The 17,859-nt window shown below is 61.6% G+C and carries 20 protein-coding genes; 14 read left to right on the plus strand and 6 right to left on the minus strand.

The features are described 5' to 3' along the window. Window positions 1-10: 10 nt before the first annotated feature. The 9 genes from O3W47_RS20535 to O3W47_RS20575 all read left to right on the plus strand — a co-directional run bounded on the left by O3W47_RS20535 (window position 11) and on the right by O3W47_RS20575 (window position 6,487). Window positions 11-490: a YcgN family cysteine cluster protein gene (locus tag O3W47_RS20535; protein ID WP_065654208.1), complete on the plus strand. Its 480-nt coding sequence runs from the start codon at window positions 11-13 to the stop codon at window positions 488-490. Window positions 491-660: 170 nt separating this feature from the next. Continuing rightward, window positions 661-1,485 carry a class D beta-lactamase gene (blaOXA, locus tag O3W47_RS20540; RefSeq protein WP_080817388.1) on the plus strand — a complete coding sequence of 275 codons (825 nt, stop codon included), beginning with the start codon at window positions 661-663 and terminating at the stop codon, window positions 1,483-1,485. 358 nt (window positions 1,486-1,843) lie between these two features. Next, window positions 1,844-4,426: a heavy metal translocating P-type ATPase gene (locus O3W47_RS20545; RefSeq protein ID WP_269314497.1), complete on the plus strand. Its 2,583-nt coding sequence runs from the start codon at window positions 1,844-1,846 to the stop codon at window positions 4,424-4,426. Further along, the gene (gene cueR / locus O3W47_RS20550) at window positions 4,423-4,845 is read left to right on the plus strand and encodes a Cu(I)-responsive transcriptional regulator (RefSeq protein ID WP_127758198.1); all 423 of its coding nucleotides are present in this window, start codon (window positions 4,423-4,425) and stop codon (window positions 4,843-4,845) included. The genes O3W47_RS20545 and cueR overlap by 4 nt, the downstream gene beginning before the upstream one ends. Before the next feature lie 53 nt (window positions 4,846-4,898). Beyond that, window positions 4,899-5,099 carry a heavy-metal-associated domain-containing protein gene (locus O3W47_RS20555; RefSeq protein WP_137452188.1) on the plus strand — a complete coding sequence of 67 codons (201 nt, stop codon included), beginning with the start codon at window positions 4,899-4,901 and terminating at the stop codon, window positions 5,097-5,099. Between the two features lie 68 nt (window positions 5,100-5,167). After that, window positions 5,168-5,434 (plus strand): AbrB/MazE/SpoVT family DNA-binding domain-containing protein, encoded by a 267-nt coding sequence (locus O3W47_RS20560; RefSeq protein ID WP_059753836.1) that lies wholly within the window; start codon window positions 5,168-5,170, stop codon window positions 5,432-5,434. Beyond that, window positions 5,434-5,793 carry a type II toxin-antitoxin system PemK/MazF family toxin gene (locus tag O3W47_RS20565; protein WP_137003111.1) on the plus strand — a complete coding sequence of 120 codons (360 nt, stop codon included), beginning with the start codon at window positions 5,434-5,436 and terminating at the stop codon, window positions 5,791-5,793. The genes O3W47_RS20560 and O3W47_RS20565 overlap by 1 nt, the downstream gene beginning before the upstream one ends. Before the next feature lie 69 nt (window positions 5,794-5,862). After that, entirely contained in the window at window positions 5,863-6,132 is a 270-nt protein-coding gene (locus O3W47_RS20570) for a ribbon-helix-helix domain-containing protein (protein WP_262534972.1), read from the plus strand. Beyond that, entirely contained in the window at window positions 6,122-6,487 is a 366-nt protein-coding gene (locus O3W47_RS20575; RefSeq protein ID WP_262534973.1) for a type II toxin-antitoxin system RelE/ParE family toxin, read from the plus strand. Before O3W47_RS20570 ends, O3W47_RS20575 begins: the two co-directional genes overlap by 11 nt. On the opposite strand, the gene O3W47_RS20580 is transcribed toward O3W47_RS20575, so the two are convergent. Beyond that, on the minus strand, window positions 6,484-6,732 hold the full coding sequence (locus O3W47_RS20580; protein WP_137003116.1) for a hypothetical protein: 249 nt from the start codon (window positions 6,730-6,732) through the stop codon (window positions 6,484-6,486). The genes O3W47_RS20575 and O3W47_RS20580 overlap by 4 nt on opposite strands. A 191-nt stretch (window positions 6,733-6,923) precedes the next feature. Here O3W47_RS20580 and O3W47_RS20585 point away from each other — a divergent pair, with 191 nt between their 5' ends. Continuing rightward, window positions 6,924-8,312: an MFS transporter gene (locus O3W47_RS20585; protein WP_269314867.1), complete on the plus strand. Its 1,389-nt coding sequence runs from the start codon at window positions 6,924-6,926 to the stop codon at window positions 8,310-8,312. Between the two features lie 76 nt (window positions 8,313-8,388). Here O3W47_RS20585 and O3W47_RS20590 read toward each other — a convergent pair whose 3' ends face one another. Both O3W47_RS20590 and O3W47_RS20595 read right to left on the minus strand, forming a co-directional pair. After that, complete coding sequence (locus O3W47_RS20590; protein ID WP_078051557.1) at window positions 8,389-8,562, minus strand: hypothetical protein; 174 nt, start codon at window positions 8,560-8,562, stop codon at window positions 8,389-8,391. Between the two features lie 68 nt (window positions 8,563-8,630). Continuing rightward, entirely contained in the window at window positions 8,631-10,346 is a 1,716-nt protein-coding gene (locus O3W47_RS20595; protein WP_269314498.1) for a glycoside hydrolase family 32 protein, read from the minus strand. Window positions 10,347-10,514: 168 nt separating this feature from the next. Between O3W47_RS20595 and O3W47_RS20600 the strand changes: the two genes are divergently transcribed. Both O3W47_RS20600 and O3W47_RS20605 read left to right on the plus strand, forming a co-directional pair. Continuing rightward, entirely contained in the window at window positions 10,515-11,975 is a 1,461-nt protein-coding gene (locus tag O3W47_RS20600; RefSeq protein WP_269314868.1) for a protein adenylyltransferase SelO, read from the plus strand. Between the two features lie 91 nt (window positions 11,976-12,066). Next, complete coding sequence (locus tag O3W47_RS20605) at window positions 12,067-12,528, plus strand: hypothetical protein (RefSeq protein WP_269314499.1); 462 nt, start codon at window positions 12,067-12,069, stop codon at window positions 12,526-12,528. Window positions 12,529-12,667: 139 nt separating this feature from the next. Here the strand turns inward: O3W47_RS20605 and O3W47_RS20610 are convergent, their stop codons facing one another. Then, complete coding sequence (locus O3W47_RS20610) at window positions 12,668-13,768, minus strand: saccharopine dehydrogenase family protein (protein WP_269314500.1); 1,101 nt, start codon at window positions 13,766-13,768, stop codon at window positions 12,668-12,670. A 144-nt stretch (window positions 13,769-13,912) separates the two neighbouring features. On the opposite strand from O3W47_RS20610, the gene O3W47_RS20615 reads away from it, so the two are divergent. Then, complete coding sequence (locus O3W47_RS20615) at window positions 13,913-14,344, plus strand: Lrp/AsnC family transcriptional regulator (protein WP_052817598.1); 432 nt, start codon at window positions 13,913-13,915, stop codon at window positions 14,342-14,344. A gap of 232 nt (window positions 14,345-14,576) precedes the next feature. Here the strand turns inward: O3W47_RS20615 and O3W47_RS20620 are convergent, their stop codons facing one another. Next, window positions 14,577-14,945 (minus strand): winged helix-turn-helix transcriptional regulator, encoded by a 369-nt coding sequence (locus O3W47_RS20620; protein ID WP_003509204.1) that lies wholly within the window; start codon window positions 14,943-14,945, stop codon window positions 14,577-14,579. A gap of 142 nt (window positions 14,946-15,087) precedes the next feature. On the opposite strand from O3W47_RS20620, the gene O3W47_RS20625 reads away from it, so the two are divergent. After that, window positions 15,088-15,927, plus strand: coding sequence for an SDR family oxidoreductase (locus O3W47_RS20625; protein WP_269314501.1), 840 nt, complete (start codon window positions 15,088-15,090; stop codon window positions 15,925-15,927). A 23-nt stretch (window positions 15,928-15,950) separates the two neighbouring features. Here O3W47_RS20625 and O3W47_RS20630 read toward each other — a convergent pair whose 3' ends face one another. Next, complete coding sequence (locus O3W47_RS20630; protein ID WP_269314869.1) at window positions 15,951-17,591, minus strand: alpha/beta hydrolase; 1,641 nt, start codon at window positions 17,589-17,591, stop codon at window positions 15,951-15,953. Window positions 17,592-17,859 lie beyond the last annotated feature (268 nt).

A 17,859-nucleotide genomic window follows, 5' to 3' on the forward strand; every position in this document is an offset into this window, starting at 1 on the left:
AATGTTAACGATGAATGACGCGCCGTTCTGGAAAACCAAATCACTCACGGAGATGACCGGCGAGGAATGGGAAAGCCTGTGCGACGGCTGCGGCCTGTGCTGTCTCAATAAGCTGGAGGACTGGGACACCGGCGAAGTGGTGTTCACCTCGGTTCGCTGTGTGCTGCTTGACGGTGAAAGCTGTCGATGCTCCGATTACGAAAACCGCCGCGCCACCGTGCCGGACTGTATCCAGCTGGACCTGAAGAAGGTGCATGAGATCGGCTGGCTGCCGCCCACCTGCGCCTATGCGCTGGTGCGCGACGGCAAGGATCTCTACTGGTGGCACTATCTCGTTTCCGGCGATACGGAAACGGTGCATCAGGCCGGCATTTCCGCCCGCGGCCGCACCGTCAGCGAGGCCGATGTGGATGTTGACGACTTCGAGGATTATGTGGTCGACTGGCCCCTGACAGTGGGTGAGAGGGCGGGCGAAAAGGAAAGGATGTGACGGAAAACGTCGATTTTCGTTTTGGTCCTATTCCTGCCCCATCGTTCCCTTAAGGCAGTGTCGCCCGAAAGCGTGTCACGGTTTCGGGTTACGACTTGTCTGAAATCAAAGACAACTTCCGGCCATTCCGGCAAATGATCCGCAAAAGCGGACGAGGGACATCAAAACGCATGCGCTATCGGCTGCCCGCCATCGTTCTTTCATGCCTCGCCCTACCGGGGCTCCTGCCGTTTTCCGCTGACGCCCAGCAACAGCCCCAGGCCTTCGAATGCACGCTGGTCACCTCCATCGAGACCGGCGCCATCATCAACCAGCAGGGCGCCTGCGACCAGCGCGTGGCGCCGGCCTCCACCTTCAAGGTGCCGCTGGCGCTGATCGGTTACGACGCCGGCATTCTTCAGGATGAAAAGACGCCCGCCTGGGACTGGAAACCCGGCACGGAGGCGCGCGCCTCCGACCGCAAGACGGTCGATCCGACCATATGGGAGCAGGATTCGGTGCTGTGGTATTCGCGTGAAATTACCCGCCGCCTCGGCCCGGAAAAATTCGCCGCCTATGTGAAGCGCCTCGGTTATGGCAATGCCGATGTTTCCGGCGAGCCGGGCAAGAATAACGGGCTCACCCATTCCTGGCTCGGATCGTCGCTGACGGTTTCGCCGGTGGAACAGGTCGGCTTTCTCCGCCGCCTTCTGGCCGGCAATCTGCCGGTCTCGCGCGATGCGCAGGCGAAGACCAGGGCAATCGTGCCGGTCTTCGATGCGCCGGAAAGCTGGGCCGTGCATGGCAAGACCGGCACCGGCTACATGCGCGATGAAAAGGGCAATCCCGACCGCAACCGCCCCTTCGGCTGGTTCGTCGGCTGGGCGGAGCGTGAAGGCCAGCACATCGTCTTCGCAAGACTGCGCGTTTCCGACAAACCGTCCGACGAGCCGCTCGGCCCCGCCGTGCGCGACGCCTTCCTGCGCGATATTCCCCGGCTGGCCGTGCACCGGTAGCCGCACGCATCTAATAAAAGCGTAGTTTTTGCGACGTGCTCCTTCCCTCATCCCTGTGCTTGTCACAGGGATCTAGCCAGCCCAAGTCCTTGGGCTGAAAGAACTCTCCCCGCCGCGCAGACGCGCGTCGACTGGATTCCTGTGACAAGCACAGGAATGAGGGTGATATCTTGGCGCATGGAAATGCGAACGCTGTGGACCGAGATAGCGCGGTCAGTAGGTATCCGTCAGATTGCCGCGCAGGCGCCGACAGCAAGCCCGGCCGCACTCACGATTGTGTGTTCAACAAAAAGTTTCCGCTTCCCTTGACCTTCCCATCATGGGAATCTCTACATAGGGTCTCGAAAGGGGATTTCCCATGAACGAGGCAGTCAAACACGCCCATCGACATGAACCGGTTTCCATCCCCGTGGAAGGCATGACCTGCGCTTCCTGCGTGCGCCGGGTGGAAACGGCCGCGGCCAAGGTGCCGGGTGTCATGTCGAGTTCCGTGAACTTCGCCACGAAGAAGCTCACCGTCGAGCCGGCCGAGGGTTTTTCGGCCAGAACGCTTGGCGCCGCCATCAAGAAGGTCGGTTACGATATCGCGCCGGAGCGTCACGAATTTGCGGTGGAAGGCTTGCGGGGCGAGGCTGAGGCCGAGCGGCTGAAGGCCGTTCTGGAAGCGGTCGCCACCACAATCGCCGTCAAGGTCGACGCTGCCTCCGGCAAGGCCTCCGTGGAAACGATTGGCGGCCGGCGCGAACGGGATGCGCTTGTGGAAACGGCAAAGCTTGCCGGGTTCGCGCTGAAGACGCCGAAACCGCACGACCATTCCGCCCATAACGGTCACAGCCAGCACCACGGACATCATCAGGGCCACGGCCAGATGGCGGCGGGCGAGACCGGCGGCCACGACCATATGCAGCATGCGGGCGAAGAGGGCGCGCTCAAACGCGACCTGACGATTGCCGCGATCCTGACCGCGCCGCTTTTCGTGCTGGAAATGGGCGGCCATCTCTATGAGCCGATGCATCACTGGCTGATGGGCATCATCGACACGCAGAACCTCTATTACATCTATTTCGCGCTGGCGACGGCGGTGATCTTCGGGCCGGGCCTGCGTTTCCTCAAGACCGGTTTCCCGGCCCTGCTGCGCGGCGCGCCGGAAATGAACTCGCTGGTGGCGCTGGGCGTCACGGCCGCCTATCTCTATTCGGTGGTGGCGACCTTCGCGCCCGACCTGCTGCCGGAAGAGGCGCAGTTCGTCTATTATGAAGCCGCAACCGTCATCGTCACGCTGATCCTGACCGGACGGCTTCTCGAAGCCCGCGCCAGCGGCCGCACCGGAGACGCCATCCGCAAGCTGATGAGCCTGCAGGCGAAGACCGCCCGGGTGGAGCGCGATGGTTCCACAATCGATATCTCCCCCGAAGACCTCGTGGCCGGCGATATCGTCGTCATCCGTCCCGGCGAAAGGCTGGCGGTGGATGGCGAAGTCGTCGAAGGCTCCTCCTATGTCGATGAATCGATGATCTCCGGCGAGCCGGTGCCGGTGGAAAAGACGGTCGGCGCAACGGTCGTCGGCGGCACCATCAACAAGACCGGCGCTTTCAAGTTCAAGGCGACCAAGGTCGGCGCGGATACCATGCTGTCGCAGATCATCCGCATGGTGGAGGAGGCTCAAGGATCCAAGCTTCCCATTCAGCTGCTGGTGGACCGCGTCACCGCGCTCTTCGTGCCTGTTGTCATCGCCATTGCGGTGCTGACCTTCATCGTCTGGGCGATCTTCGGTCCCGAGCCTGCCTATACTTTCGCGCTGGTCAATGCCGTGGCGGTGCTCATCATTGCGTGCCCCTGCGCCATGGGTCTCGCCACGCCGACATCCATCATGGTCGGCACGGGCCGGGCGGCGGAGCTGGGCGTGCTGTTCCGCAAGGGACAGGCGCTGCAGGAACTGCGCTCGGCTGAAATTGTCGTGGTCGACAAGACCGGTACGGTGACCAAGGGCCGCCCGGAACTGACCGATCTGGTGGTTGCGGAAGGGTTTGCCGATAACGAGGTTCTGACGCTGGTCGCCGCCGTCGAGGGCCGTTCGGAACATCCGATTGCCGAAGCCATCGTCCGGGCTGCGGAAGAAAAGAAGGTTGCGACCCCTGCAGGACTCGAACCCGCGACCGTCGAAAACTTCGAAAGCGTGACGGGTTACGGCATCGCCGCCACCGTCAATGGCCGCAGGGTCGAAGTCGGCGCGGATCGTTACATGGCGAAACTCGGCCATTCGGTCGATATCTTCGCTGAGGCCGCCGCAAGGCTGGGTGACGAGGGCAAGACGCCGCTTTATGCCGCCATCGACGGCAGGCTGGCGGCTGCGATTGCCGTCGCCGATCCGCTGAAACCGTCAAGTGTCACCGCCATCAGGGCGTTGCAGGCGATGGGCATCGAAGTGGCGATGGTGACGGGCGACAATGAACGCACGGCGAATGCAATCGCCCGGCAGGTCGGCATTTCCCGCGTGGTGGCCGAAGTGCTGCCCGAGGGCAAGGTGAAGGCGATCCACGAGATGCGCGCGGGCGGCAAGGTGCTGGCCTTCGTGGGCGACGGCATCAACGATGCGCCGGCGCTGGCTGAAGCCGATATCGGCATCGCCGTCGGCACCGGCACGGATGTCGCCATTGAAAGCGCCGATGTGGTGCTGGTCGGCGGCGATCTTCTCGGTGCGGTCAACGCTATCGAGATGAGCCGGGCGACCATCCGCAACATCAAGGAAAACCTGTTCTGGGCTTTCGGTTACAATGTGGCGTTGATACCTGTTGCGGCGGGCGTGCTTTATCCCGCCTTCGGCATCACGCTATCGCCGATGATCGGCGCGGGCGCCATGGCGCTGTCCAGCGTCTTCGTTCTCGCCAATGCGCTGCGGTTGAAACGGGCGAAGGTGGCCCATCGGGAGGTGACGTCATGAATATCGGCCAGGCATCGGAAGCATCGGGTGTTTCCGCCAAGATGATCCGCTATTACGAGCAGATCGGCCTCATCACGCCGGCCGCCCGCACCGGCAATAATTACCGGGTCTATGGCGAGCAGGACGTGCACAATCTGCGCTTCATCAAGCGGGCGCGCACGCTCGGTTTCTCGCTGGAAGAAACCGAGACGCTGCTGAAACTCTGGCAGGACAAGAGCCGTGAGAGTTCGGCGGTGAAGGAAATCGCGCTCGTCCACATCGCCGATCTCGAGCAGAAGATCGCCGAGATGAAGAGCATGGTGAAGACGCTCTCCCATCTCGCCCATTGCTGCGGCGGCGACCACCGGCCCGACTGCCCCATCCTCGACGATCTCGCGGGCGCAGATAAGGCCGACGCCAGGCACGCGCGAACCCACTGACCTTTAATGACAGCCGGCGCGACAATATCGCGACCGGCCAGAAGGAGAAAACCATGAGTGCAACCACCTTCCTCATTCCGGACATGACCTGCGGCCATTGCGAAAAGACGCTGCGCGGCGCTCTCACGGAGGCTCTTCCCGGCGCATCCGTCAGCATCGACCTCGATGCTCACAGGCTGACCGTGACGGGCGACGCCGCAACCGCGGAAGCGGCGATCCGCGACGCCGGTTATTCGCCGGAACGGGCGGGTTGAGAGACGGCTTCCGTTTGCACAGGTCCCAAAATGTGCTACATATGTTGCACAAAATGGAGCGTAGACGGATGACCGTAACGACGAGAATAAGACGTCAGGGCGGTGCGGCGGTGATGACCATCCCGCCCGCTCTTTTGAAGATGCTGGGGCTGGAAATCGGTGAACAACTGACGCTTGAGGTCGACAACGGCGCACTGGTCGCCAGCCCGGTTCGGCAGGAAAAGAAGCGCTTCACGCTTGCCGAACTGCTGGAGGGTGCGGATGAAGTCGCCGCCCTCAATGCCAGCGCGCGGGAGTGGGACGAAGCGCCGCCAGTTGGCAAAGAAGCCCTTTGATGGTCCGTAGCCAGGTTCCAAAACGTGGCGACGTTTATCTGGTCGACCTCAATCCTGTCATCGGCAGCGAAATCAGGGACGAGCATCGTTGTATCGTCATCACCCCCAGAGAAATCAATGCGGTTGGACTGTGCCTTGTCGTTCCCGTGACGACGGGCGGAGTATTCACACGCAGGGCAGGGCTTGCCGTGAACATATCGGGGCCTAGGACAACGGGTGTCGCACTATGCAATCAGGTGAGAAGCATGGACATTGTTGCCCGTGTCGCCCAGAAGAAAGCGAAATATATCGAAACCCTTGACGATGCGACGATCGACGAAATCGCCGGACGTGTCATCAGCATGATCGATCCCGCCTGAGAACGCCCATTGGAGTAGTGGGCGAAATATGCTACTGAGTAGCATCTCTTTTGAACCGGGATAGCCACAATGTCCGTCAAGGCGTCAGTTTCCATCTCCGATCAGCAGGACAGTTTCGCCCGCAGGCTGGTGGAGGAAGGGCGTTATGCCAGCCTCAGTGCCGTCGTCCAGCGTGGGCTGGAACTGCTGCGGCAGGAAACGGAACTGAAGGACGCCGAACTTGCCGCGCTTCGCGATTTGCTGGTCGAGCGCGGGCAGGGCGACTTCGTCTCCGTGGAAGACGGCAAAGAAAGAACGGCAGAGATGATCGCAGCCAAGAAGGCCGGCTATGGCCTTTAGGGTCCTGCGTTCGACACAGACGGATCAGGACCTCGGCCTCATTCTCGACCATCTCATCCAGTCCTATCTCGACCTCGGTGACGCCTTGCCGGGGGCTTTCGCGCGCGCTGCGCGACGGGTGGGGTCAATCGAGGCGGATATGGAAGCGCTTCACAAAGCGCCTTTTCAGGGGACATTATTGCCCGAAATATTGCCCAGCCTTCGCCGGGTGACGAAAAATCAGGCTGTCTTTTATTTCGATGTCGATGAGGGTGAAAAGACCGTGCGTATTCTTGCGGTCTTTTTCGGCGGGCAGGATCATCTGCGCCATATGCTCACGCGCCTCGTGTCCCGTCGCGCCCTGAATCTTCCCTAAACCTCGTCGAAAGTCCCGCCTTCCCGCGAAGGGTTGCGGTCGATCACTCTTTCCTCGGCATCGTCGGGCAGGGCCTCGTCGCTTTCCTGATAGGGATCGTCCTCGCTCTCCGCCTCTTCTTCCTCGATTTCCTGTTCGATGGATTGCGGAATTTCTCCCTTGGCGGGAAGGGCGTCCATATCGAGATCGAGCAGGTCCTCGTCCATGGCGTCTTCGTTGCGGGGCAGGATTTTTTCGCGGTCCATGACGGTGTCCTTTCTGTCCGTTCATTCGACAAACGGCCCGGAGGCGCTAAGGGTTCCTGCCGCCGTTGAATTCCGTCACTGAATTCCGTCAGGCCGGATTGCGTGAAAAAGCCGTCTTGACCTCAATGGCGCTTGAGGTTCTAGTTTGCCCGCCGTATCGCAAGAATGGAAAGGATACGGCTTTGTCGAGTATGGAAATGACGGAGAAAAACGGCTGGAGCGAATTGCTGAGCGGGGCGAATCTCTCGCTTCTGACCGTCATCTCCTCCGGTATCGGCCTGCACGCTTTCAACCAGTTCGCGGTGGTGACGGCCTTGCCCGTGGCCGTCAACGAAATCGGCGGCGCGGCCTTCTATAGCTGGGCCTATAGTCTCTATTTCGTCGGTTCCGTGGCGGGCGGCGTCACCGCCGTCCTGTTTCGCGAGCGTTTTGGCGCACGCGTCGTTTTGCTTCTCTGCTGCCTGATCTTTTCTTTCGGTTCGGTCCTCTCGGCAATCGCCGGCGACTTTTTGTGGGTCGTCGTCGGCCGCGCCCTGCAGGGTCTGGCGGACGGGCTGATCGTGGCCGTGTGCTACAGCCTCATTCCCGCCGGTTTCCGCTCCGGCCTTCTGCCGAAGGTCTTCGCCATCGAGGCGGCGATCTGGGCGGTCGCCTCCTTCATCGGCCCGCTGACCGGCGGTTTCGCCACCGAACACATCTCCTGGCGCGCCACCTTCCTCTTGTCGGCGCCGCTGATCCTGCTGCTTCTGGCCTATACCGCCATTGCCGTCTCCGCCGAGCGGCCGGTGGCGGCGACGCGTAAACCGCTGGTGCCGCTGCTTCTGTGCCTTGTCGGCGCATTGGCGTTTTCCGCGCCTTCCGCCTTCGAGGATGCGAGCCTGCGCGCCCTTTCCCTGCTGGTGGGCGCGGCGCTGCTGTGGGCCTCGCTGCGCGCGGGCACCCGGCCTTCAATCGGTCTTTTCCCCAAGGATTCCTTTCGGCTGAAGACGGTGCTCGGCAGCGGTTTCTGGGTGCTGTTCCTGATGTCCTATGCCCATGCGCTGGGCAGCGTCTATCTCGCTTATGTCGCCATCAATCTCTGGCGGCATGAACCGACCTTTGCCGGTTTCATCGTGGTGACGATGCCGCTTGCCTGGAGCTTCGTGGCGATGCTGATCGGCAGCCTGCGTTCTGCCCGCCTTCGGGAGATTTGCCTGCATTACGGTCCTTACCAGATGGTGCCGGGCTGCGCGCTGCTGGGGCTCGGGCTTGCGACCGGCAACTGGGGAGAAATGCTTGTCGGGCAAATTCTGATAGGCTCTGCCTTCGGCATGTCATGGGCTGGCATCAGCCAGGCCGCCATGGAGGCCGCGCCGGAAGAGGAACGCAAGATGACGGGGGCGCTTCTGCCGACGGTCGCGACGCTGGGCGCCGCCGCCGGTGCGGGCGCCAGCGGCACCGTCGCCGCTGCGACCGATCTGGTGGGGCAGATCGAGCGGGCGGATGTGACGATGCCGATGGTTTACCTCTATGGGCTGGGTGTAGTCGTATCGCTGCTGGCGATCATGACCGCCAGCGGGTTGCGGGGCGAACGGCACTAGAGCATTTCCAGGAAAAGTGGACCCCGGTTTTCCGTCCGGAAATGCGACCAAGCGAAAGGCGGCTCCTCCGCCGCCGTCAGGACTGAGTGGTGGCGATGGTGATCGCCGCCAGATAGACGACGAAGGCCATGATCGCGATCGCGCCAATGATGACGACGATGCCCTTGCCGGCGCGTTTTTTCTCGGCCTTGTTTTCATTGGCTTCGGTCGGAAACAGGATCGGATCGCTGGTGTCGCGGATTTTGGTCATGCCGTTTCTCCTTGTCCGTGGAATGGACGGTTTCGGTCTATCAACCGCCCAATCCGTCAAAAGGTTCCTCACGGTTTCAGCGCCCAGCTGGTGGCATGCACCACCGCGCCGGGGGCGGCCTTCAGCAGCGCTGAGCGTACCGGTTCGAAACCTTCGAGGCGCTTGGTGCCCACATATCGGCCGCGATTAGCGAAAACTTCGATGGAGCCGTAATCGAGAAAGATGCGGATACGGGATGCTCTCGCTCCTTTGGCGATATAATGCGGCGAGGGGCCGTCACGCCCGTCCTCGTGGCGGATCCACAGGCCCGTTTCATCGGAAACGACACCCAGTCTGACCGCCGGATGATCGAGCACCAGTTCGAAGGGCGCGCCGGGTGAGGCGAGCTCGAACAATATTTCCACCGCCCCGTTGATGAAGGTAACGCCTTCGCCGGCGGCCAGCCGCGTGCGGTCGAGAATATGGCTGCGCAGGCTTTCCGCCGCACCGATGGGCGGGGTCAGAAGCTCGCCGTTTGCATAGTGAATCCGGCGCGGCAGCGTCATGGAGGTGGGGAAATCGATCTCCGGATTGGCATCCGCCCAATTGGCCAGCCAGCCCATGCCGATGATGCTGTCGCCATCCAGAAAGGCCTGGAAGGCGTAATTGTCGGTGCCGAAATCCAGCTCCTGCCCGGATTCCTTGGTGAAGACCTTGCCGTCAAACCAGCCGACATCGGCCATGGTCAGGTTCTTGCGGCCGGTCTCGGGGTCCTCCGAGTGCATCAGCCCGTAAATCAATACCCAGCGGGTGGAACGGGCATTGGCCGGGCCGTCGAGCGGCAGCAGGCAGGGGCATTCGATGGCCGTGGTTTTATAGCGCGTTTCCACCCACAGCTTGCCCACATAGGTCCAGCCCGATGCGGCGGTGGGGTCCAGCGTCTCGTAGAGCAGGATGACGCCGCCGCCGTCGCTCTGGCTGCCGAGCACCATTTTCCACAGGCCGTCGGGACCGCGAAAGACGTAAGGATCGCGGAAATCCGGCGTCAGCCCCTGTCCGTCCGGACGAGTGCCGAGAATGACCTCGGCCTGCCCGGCCATGATGAGATCGGAGGAGGTGGCGGTCAGCTGTATCTGCTGTTCGGGAATGCGATCCTGCACCTGCTCGGTGAAGAAGACGCGGATACCCGTTCCTTCAACCAGCGGAATGGTGGAACCGGAATAAGCGCCGCCGCGCTTGTCCGGCCGCGTCGTCAGATCCTCGGAAGGGAAAAGGAAGATCGGCAGGTGCCGCCAGCGCAGATAATCCGACGAGACGGCATGGCCCCAATGCATGGTGTTCCAGCGGAGCCCGTGCGAATAATGCTGATAGAACAGGTGCGGCCGCCCCTCGAAACGACCGAAACCGTTCGGGTCGTTCATCCAGCCGAAGGGCGGGCGGAAGTGATAGCTGCCGGGAAGTTCGGGTGCGGCATTGTCCGGCTTGGTATGGACGACGGTGATGCCGGTTTCGAGCACATCCGACGCCGTGAACCAGTAGATGACGGAAACTGCGGTCGTGACCGTGTCGTAACTCAGCTCCACATGGCCGCCGCCGAAAACCTGATAGATCTGAAAACCGAACTCTTCCGTGTTGACGCTTGAAACCTCAGCGAATTTTCCGTTCTGATTGGAAAAGGAGACGGCACCGGGCTCGGCGTCTTTCTTCGCTTTCAGCCAGACATGGAAGGTGGCGTTGACGGGCAGATCGGTATGAATGGTGCGGATGGCGCTTTCCGGTTCGGCTACGGCTTCAACGACGGTCATTGCTTTTCCTTTCCTTCGGCATTCTGCGGGTCAAGCATAGGAACGATGATGGCGCGGGAAAGTTCATTGCGCAAAATTGAATGAAGCGATGGAGGAGGTTGGGCATTTATCGCTCGCATCCGCCGCCTTCCGGCCCCATATAGGGGCAAAGCAGGGAGTTTATCCGTGATGAAATTCGACAATTCCTATGCCCGCCTGCCGGAACGGTTCAGCGCCGCCGTGTTGCCGACGCCGGTGAAGGCGCCGCGGCTCATCGCCTTCAATCGTGGGCTCGCCGATGAACTCCTTCTCGATGTGGCCGGCCTTGACGATGAAAGGCTGGCGGCGATCTTTTCCGGCAATGTCGTGCCGCAGGGGGCCGAGCCGCTGGCCATGGCCTATGCCGGCCACCAGTTCGGCGGTTTCGTGCCGCAGCTGGGCGATGGCCGCGCCATTCTGCTGGGCGAGGTGATCGACAGGAACGGCAAACGCCGCGATATCCAGCTCAAGGGCTCCGGCCCGACGCCGTTTTCGCGCCGGGGCGATGGGCGCGCAGCCCTTGGCCCGGTGCTGCGCGAATATATCGTGTCGGAGGCGATGTTTGCGCTCGGCATTCCCGCCACACGGGCGCTGGCGGCCGTCCTTTCCGGCGAAAGGGTGCAGCGCGAAGTCGGTCTGCCGGGCGGTGTTTTCACCCGCGTTGCGGCAAGCCATATTCGGGTCGGCACCTTCCAGTTTTTCGCCGCCCGCGAGGATGACGAGGCGATCAGGAACCTTGCGGACTATGTGATCGACCGTCACTATCCCGAGGCGAAAGGCGCTGATAATCCTTACCTCGCCCTGCTGCAAGGCATAGCGCAACGGCAATGCGACCTCATCGCCCGCTGGATGATGGTGGGCTTCATTCATGGCGTGATGAATACCGACAATATGGCGGTGTCAGGCGAAACCATCGATTTCGGCCCCTGCGCCTTCCTTGACGAATATCACCCCAACAAGGTCTTCTCCTCCATCGATGCACAGGGCCGCTATGCCTTCAACAACCAGCCGGGCATCGCGCAATGGAACATTGCAAGGCTGGCGGAATGCCTGTTGCCGCTGCTCGATCCGCAGGTGGAGAAAGCCGCCGAACTCGCCAATGCCGTTCTCGCCGATTTCGCCGCCGCCTTTCCCAAACGCTGGCTTTCCGGCATGCGCGAAAAGCTTGGCCTGACGGCGGAGGAAGAGGGCGACATCGATCTGGTGCAGGCGCTGCTGGCGCTGATGCAGGCATCGGAGGCGGATTATACGCTGACCTTCAGGCGTCTTTCCCATGCGGCCAATGGCGATGCCGAACCGTTTCGCGGCATGTTCATCGATATTGCGGGGGCGGACGAATTTCTGGCGCGCTGGCGGGAAAGAGCCGGTCGCGAGGCGATTTCCGATTCCGAACGATCAGCGGCGATGCTGGCCGCCAATCCGGCCATCATCCCCCGCAACCATCGCATCGAGGAGTTGATCGAAGCAGCGGTGGAAGAGGGGGATTTCGAGCCCTTCCACGCCATGCTGACGGCGATTGCAACGCCCTTCGATGAACGGCCGGACAATTTCGTCTATATGCAGCCGCCGATGAGCCATGAACGGGTCTTCAGGACGTTTTGCGGGACGTAAGCGAAAGACTGATCCGTAGCGCCGGAGCGAGCGGGCAAGTCTCGAGATATCAGGCGAGCCAGGCGGTAACTCACGAGGGAAGCCACGAAGAATGAATTACGCATCGAAGCTTGTTTGCCTGCTTGGTCTGACCATGACGTTTACGTCGCCAAACCTGGCGGCTGCGGATCCCGGTCATGGCGAACTGACTGTCCTGGTGACGGCCGAAAATGGGGCGCTTACGCTCCAATACCACGAGCGGGGCAAGGGTCTTGAAGGGGATACTTCAACGCAATGCGCCGTCGGCGACAAAATCACGTTGCCCGCGGGCGGGGTCGTGAATCTGCAATTCATCTCGGCAGATGTGCCTTACAGTTTCGAGATAGCAGGTTACGTGGAGAAGCTGGATATTGTGCCCGGTCTCGTGAGCTACAGCGAGATTGTCACGCCCGCCGAAGCCGGGCAGGTCAGCGCCGTGCTGCAAACGCACGCAGAGGGTTCGAAAAAGGTCGTGGCGGTGCGCTTCCGTTCAGATTTGAACGCCTTCGACAGCCGCATGTTCTGCGCGCCCTAGCGCATTGCAGTGAACTGCGGAGAATCGTTGTTGGTCAGTGGCGCCCGACCTGGCATCTCATCTGCCCCCTCGGGCCATCTTCTCCCGAGCGGGGAGAAGACATGCGCGGCGACGCCGCGCCCCGATGGATACCCTTGAGTTACCCTACCTTTGCCAGCGGTTCATGCGAGCCATAATACCGGCCAAACCGGTTTTCGAGGAATTTCGGCAGGGCCACTTCCTCCTGTCGCACGAAGCCCTTCTGCGGCAGGGCGCCTTCGGCGAGCAGATCGAGAACCGTGCAGATGCCGGCGGCGGTGGTGATCTGGATGGCGCTCATCATCCGGCCGGAAACCGGACCGGCATAGACCTTGTTGGCATAGGTTTCCTGCAGGAAGCGGCCATTGCGGGTGCCGCAGACGGTGACGAAGACGATGACCACATCCTGCATGGTGCCGGGCAGGGCGTTTTCGAACAGGTCCTTCAGCACATCGCGGCGATTGCGCAGGTTGAGGTCGTTCAGAAGCGCCTTCATGATCGCGACATGGCCGGGGTAACGGATGGTGCGGTAATTCATCGTGCGCACCTTGCCTTCCAGCGTGGCGCAGAGCGTGCCGAGACCGCCCGAGGTGTTGAAGGCCTCGTAAGTAACGCCGTCGAGCGAAAATTCCTCACGTTCTTCAAGGGCAGGAACGGCGGTAAGGCGGCCTTCGACGATCGCTTCGCAGGGCTCGATATATTCGTTGATCAGCCCGTCCGTGCTCCAGGTGAGGTTGTAGTTGAGCGCATTGGACGGATATTGCGGCAGAGCGCCGACACGCATGCGCACGCTGTCCAGCTTGTCGAACTTGGCGGCAAGATCGGCGGCGACGATGGAGATGAAGCCGGGGGCAAGGCCGCATTGCGGGATGAGCGCCGTCCCGGCCGTTTCTGCCAAGGCCTTGACCTTGCGGGTGGATCCGACGTCTTCGGTGAGATCGAGATAATGCGTGCCGACGGTAACGGCCGCTTCGGCAATGCCTGCCGTCAGGTGGAAGGGGGCGGCGGAAAGCACGGCGAATTTGCCTTTCAGCAGTGCTTCCAGAGCGGGACGGTCGGTGATGTCGACGATTTCGGTGTCGACCCGTTCATGCGCCGGCACATTGGCCAGCTGATCGGCCGAACGGTCGGCGACGGTGATGCGATAATCGCCGGTGGCGGCCAGCATCCAGGCGATGGCCGAACCGATATTGCCCGCGCCGATGACGACAATGTTTTTCATGTTTTTGTTCCCCGCAGTGAATGCAAATGTGTCAGCGCAGATGCGCTTCGAGAACAGAATGCCAGTTTTTATTGACGATTCGCAGCTTCACTATGTGCGGATAGCGGGTTAATATTGAGCAATAAGACGATAGGATTGGTCACTATGACGATTGCCGACAAGGACCGGGCGCTGCTCGCCCTGCTTTCCGAAAATGCCCGCATGCCGGTGGCGGAACTGGCGCGCAAGCTCGGCCTTTCACGCACCACGGTGCAGGCCCGTATCGAGCGGCTGGAGGCGGACGGGGTGATCGCGGGTTATGGCCTCAGGCTTTCGGAAAGCTATCTTTCCGGGCTGGTGCGCGCCCATGTGCTGATTACCATCGCACCGAAGGCTCTGCCCGGCGTCACGGCGGCGCTTGCCGCCATCAAGGAGGTGACGACGCTGCATTCGGTGAGCGGCACCTTCGACCTCATCGCCATTCTGGCCGCGCCTTCGATCCTCGATCTCGACCGGTTGATCGACCGGATCGGCGCGCTTGACGGCGTGGAGCGCACGCTGTCGTCGATCATTCTGTCGACGCGGATTTCGCGGTAGGAGCGTTTGAGGGAGTGGAAGATACGCGAAACCCACTTCCGTCATGCCGGACTTGATCCGGCATCCAGCCGACGCGCGTCTGCGCGGCGAACAGAGTCTTTTCAGCCCAAGGACTTGGGCTGGCTGGATACCGGATCAAGTCCGGTATGACGGAAGCGATGGTCTGCAAAACGAAACAACAAAGGAGCTTGCCGCTCCCATGCTTCCGTCGCTACGCGGGCGCGAAGACCGTCTAAACCACCGCCCGCTCATCATAAGCCCTCTGCGCCGCCATCACCGCGTCGATATTTCCCTCCGCCCAATGGGCAAGCGCCGCCACCGTGTCGGTCAGCGTCCGCCCCAGCGGCGTCAGCGAATATTCGACCGTCACCGGCACTGTCGGGAACACCTGCCTCGAAATCAGCCCATCGCGCTCGAGCTTCTTGAGCGTCTGCGACAGGACCTTCTGCGAAATGCCCTTGATCTCCCGCCGCAGCAGATTGAAGCGCACCGCTTCCACCCGCAGCCGGTCGAGGATCAGCAGCGCCCATTTGTCGGCGATCCTGTCCAGCACCATGCGGGTGGGGCAGCGGTCTTCATAGACGTCATAGATACGTTCCATGGGTTTGTTCCGTCGTTTCAGGGCCATGCCGGTTTCCGCAAGGAAACCAGATAACCGAAAAGTGCTCTCTTTTCATGATTTCGCAAACGCAGTACCTGTGTTTTTGAAACATGGTTTCCATTAGATACTAAGGAGATTTCAGATGACAGGCAAGATACTCGTGATCGGTTCCACCGGCACCATCGGCACGCCGCTGGTGAAAGCGCTGCTTTCGAAGGGCGAAAGCGTGAAGGCCGCCTCGCGCAGCGGCAACGCCACGGACGGCGCGGAAGGGGTACGTTTCGATTATACCGACGCATCGACTTATGCGGATGCCTTCGACGGTGTCGACCGTCTGTTCCTTATCCTCGCGGGCGGGCGGCTGGATGCCATCGACGCGCTGACGCCCGTTGTCGAGGAGGCGGCGCGCCGCAGGGTGAAGGTCGTGTTCCTCAGCGTCCTCGGCGTCGATGCCGATGATTCCATCCCCTATCGCCAGATCGAGCTGAAGATCATCGCTTCGGGCACGCCTTACGTCATCCTGCGCCCCAACTGGTTTGCCGATAATTTCCACAGCTACTGGAAGGCCGGCATCGACCACGGCCAGATCGCCGTGCCGGCCGGCGAGGGCAAGTCGAGCTTCATCGACGTGCGCGATATCGCCGACAGCGCCGCCGCAGCCCTGACCTCTGACGCCTTTAACGGCAAGGCTTTCAACCTGACGGGTCCGAAGGCCTTCGGTTACGGCGAAGCGGCCGCGCTGATAGCGCAGGCGATCGGCAAGCCGGTGTCCTACGCTGCCGTTTCGGATGAGGTCTTCATCGGCATCCTCACCGGTGCGGGCGTGCCGCAGGACTATGCCTCGTTCCTCGCCTCGATCTTTTATCCCGTGCGCGAAGGCTGGACAGCGGTGGTGACCGGCGATGTCGAGACGCTGACCGGCCATGCGCCGCGTTCACTGGAGACCTATATCGCCGACAATCTGGACCGGCTGAAGGGCTGAGGCTCAAAGCGAGCCCGCCGCGCTCACGCCGGATCGGTGGAGCCGCGGCGGGCCTTGAAGAACATCTTCAGCCGCTGGATATCCTCCGCGTTCCAGCCGCTTGGTGCAGTTACTTCCGTCCATGCATCGATATAATGTTCCGGCGCATAGACGTGGCCATAACCGATGGGCGCGGTGGTGGCGGCGGCGACATCGAGGCCGAGCTGCAGCAGCGTCACCACCGGGAACCAGCGGAAGGATGTGGAAACGTCGGGCCCGTGATGCGCCATCCATTGCGGGCGGCGGTAAAGCGAGGCGGCTTCGAAGAAGGTGATCGGGTCGCTGGCATATTGCAGATAGACGATCCGCATCGGCCCCCATTCCGCATCGGGCATATGCGCGGTGGTATATTGGTTGGCGAAGCGGATGACGGAGGAATCGCGGAAACGCGGCAGCCATTCCGGCGTGCCCTTCACCCGGCCATTGGTGGCCATGCGCCATGTCGGGCTGGAAAAGGGCGGACCGCTCCACAGCGCACCCTGGAACGGGTCGGAGAGCACATCGTAAAGATCCGAGGATTTCTGCGAGTTGAGCGAACCGAGGCTGAGGCCATGCAGGTAAAGCTTCGGCCGCGTTTCCTTCGGCAGCGTGGTCCAGTAGCCATAGACGGCCTCGAACAGGGCGCGCGCCGTCTCGACACCGTAATCCGGCTCCGTCAGCAGCGCGATCCAGCTGGAGAGATAGGAATATTGCACGGCGACGCTGGCGATATCGCCATCATGCAGATATTCGACCGTATCGAGCGCCTCCGGGTCGATCCAGCCGGTGCCGGTGGGAATGACCACCAGAAGCACCTTGCGCTCGAAGCCGCCGACCCGTTTCAGCTCCTCCAGCGCCAAGGCCGCTCTTTCTTCCGGCGTCGAAGCCGAGTTGAGGCCCGCATAGACCCTGAGCGGCTCCTTTGCCGGGCGATGGGTGAAGGCGGATATCTCTGCGCTCGCCGGGCCTTCGGCGACGAATTCGCGCCCGCGCCGGCCGAGCGATTCCCATGTCATCAGCGAAGCGCTGCTGCCGGTCTTGAGCGCATCTGACGGGCGCGGCACGTCGGGCTCGATCAGCGCATCCACCTGTTTCAGCGAGGAATCGGCAAATCTGAGGCCGATATCGAAGATCAGGCCGTTGAGCAGCATCCATGAGAGGATGATTGCCACCGCGATGCCCAGCACATTGGCAAGGCGGCGCGGCAGGAAATGGCGGCTGCGCGCGGCAAAGAACCGGCGGATAAGCTGAAACAGCCGGCCCGCGCCGATGAGGATGGCGGCGACCAGCACCGCAAGGCCGCCGGTCTTGGTGGGGTGGGCGCTCGGCAGCGGATCGAGCTCCATCAGCACGCGGATGGAATTCTGCCAGTCCCTCGCCTGCCATAAAAACGCGATGGCCGTAATGGCGGCGGCAAGTGCGATGAGAAAACGAATGCCGCGCGCATTATGGCGCGAGGGTTCGGGCAGCTCCAGATAGGCCCAGATGGCGTGCAGGGCGACACCGATCAGATAACCGATGGCGAAGGAAAAGCCGCACAGCACGCCCTGCATCAGCCAGGTGCGCGGCAGGAGCGAGGGCGTGAGTGAAGCGCAGAACAGGATAGTGCCGAAGACGATGCCGGTTGCCGAAAGACCTGCAAACAACCGCTCAACCCATTGTTTCACCAACTTGACTCGCCCCTTGTGCTCACCGCTTGGCGCTGAGTGTAATATGTGACGGACGAGGGTGCAAATCCTGCGATCAGGATAAAAATCACAAAGATAGGAAAATAATCCTTTACAGCGTGACGGTGGTTTGGTAGTGTTTGGCTACAGTCGGAGATTTGCGGCTGAACGGCAATGGTTGTCCTTGGGATTGCCCGTGGCGCTTTCTTCACTACCTCATTCCTGTGCTTGTCACAGGAATCCAGCC

It is taken from the genome of Agrobacterium sp. LMR679 (genome assembly GCF_027157905.1).
In the GTDB taxonomy this organism is placed as follows: domain Bacteria; phylum Pseudomonadota; class Alphaproteobacteria; order Rhizobiales; family Rhizobiaceae; genus Agrobacterium; species Agrobacterium leguminum.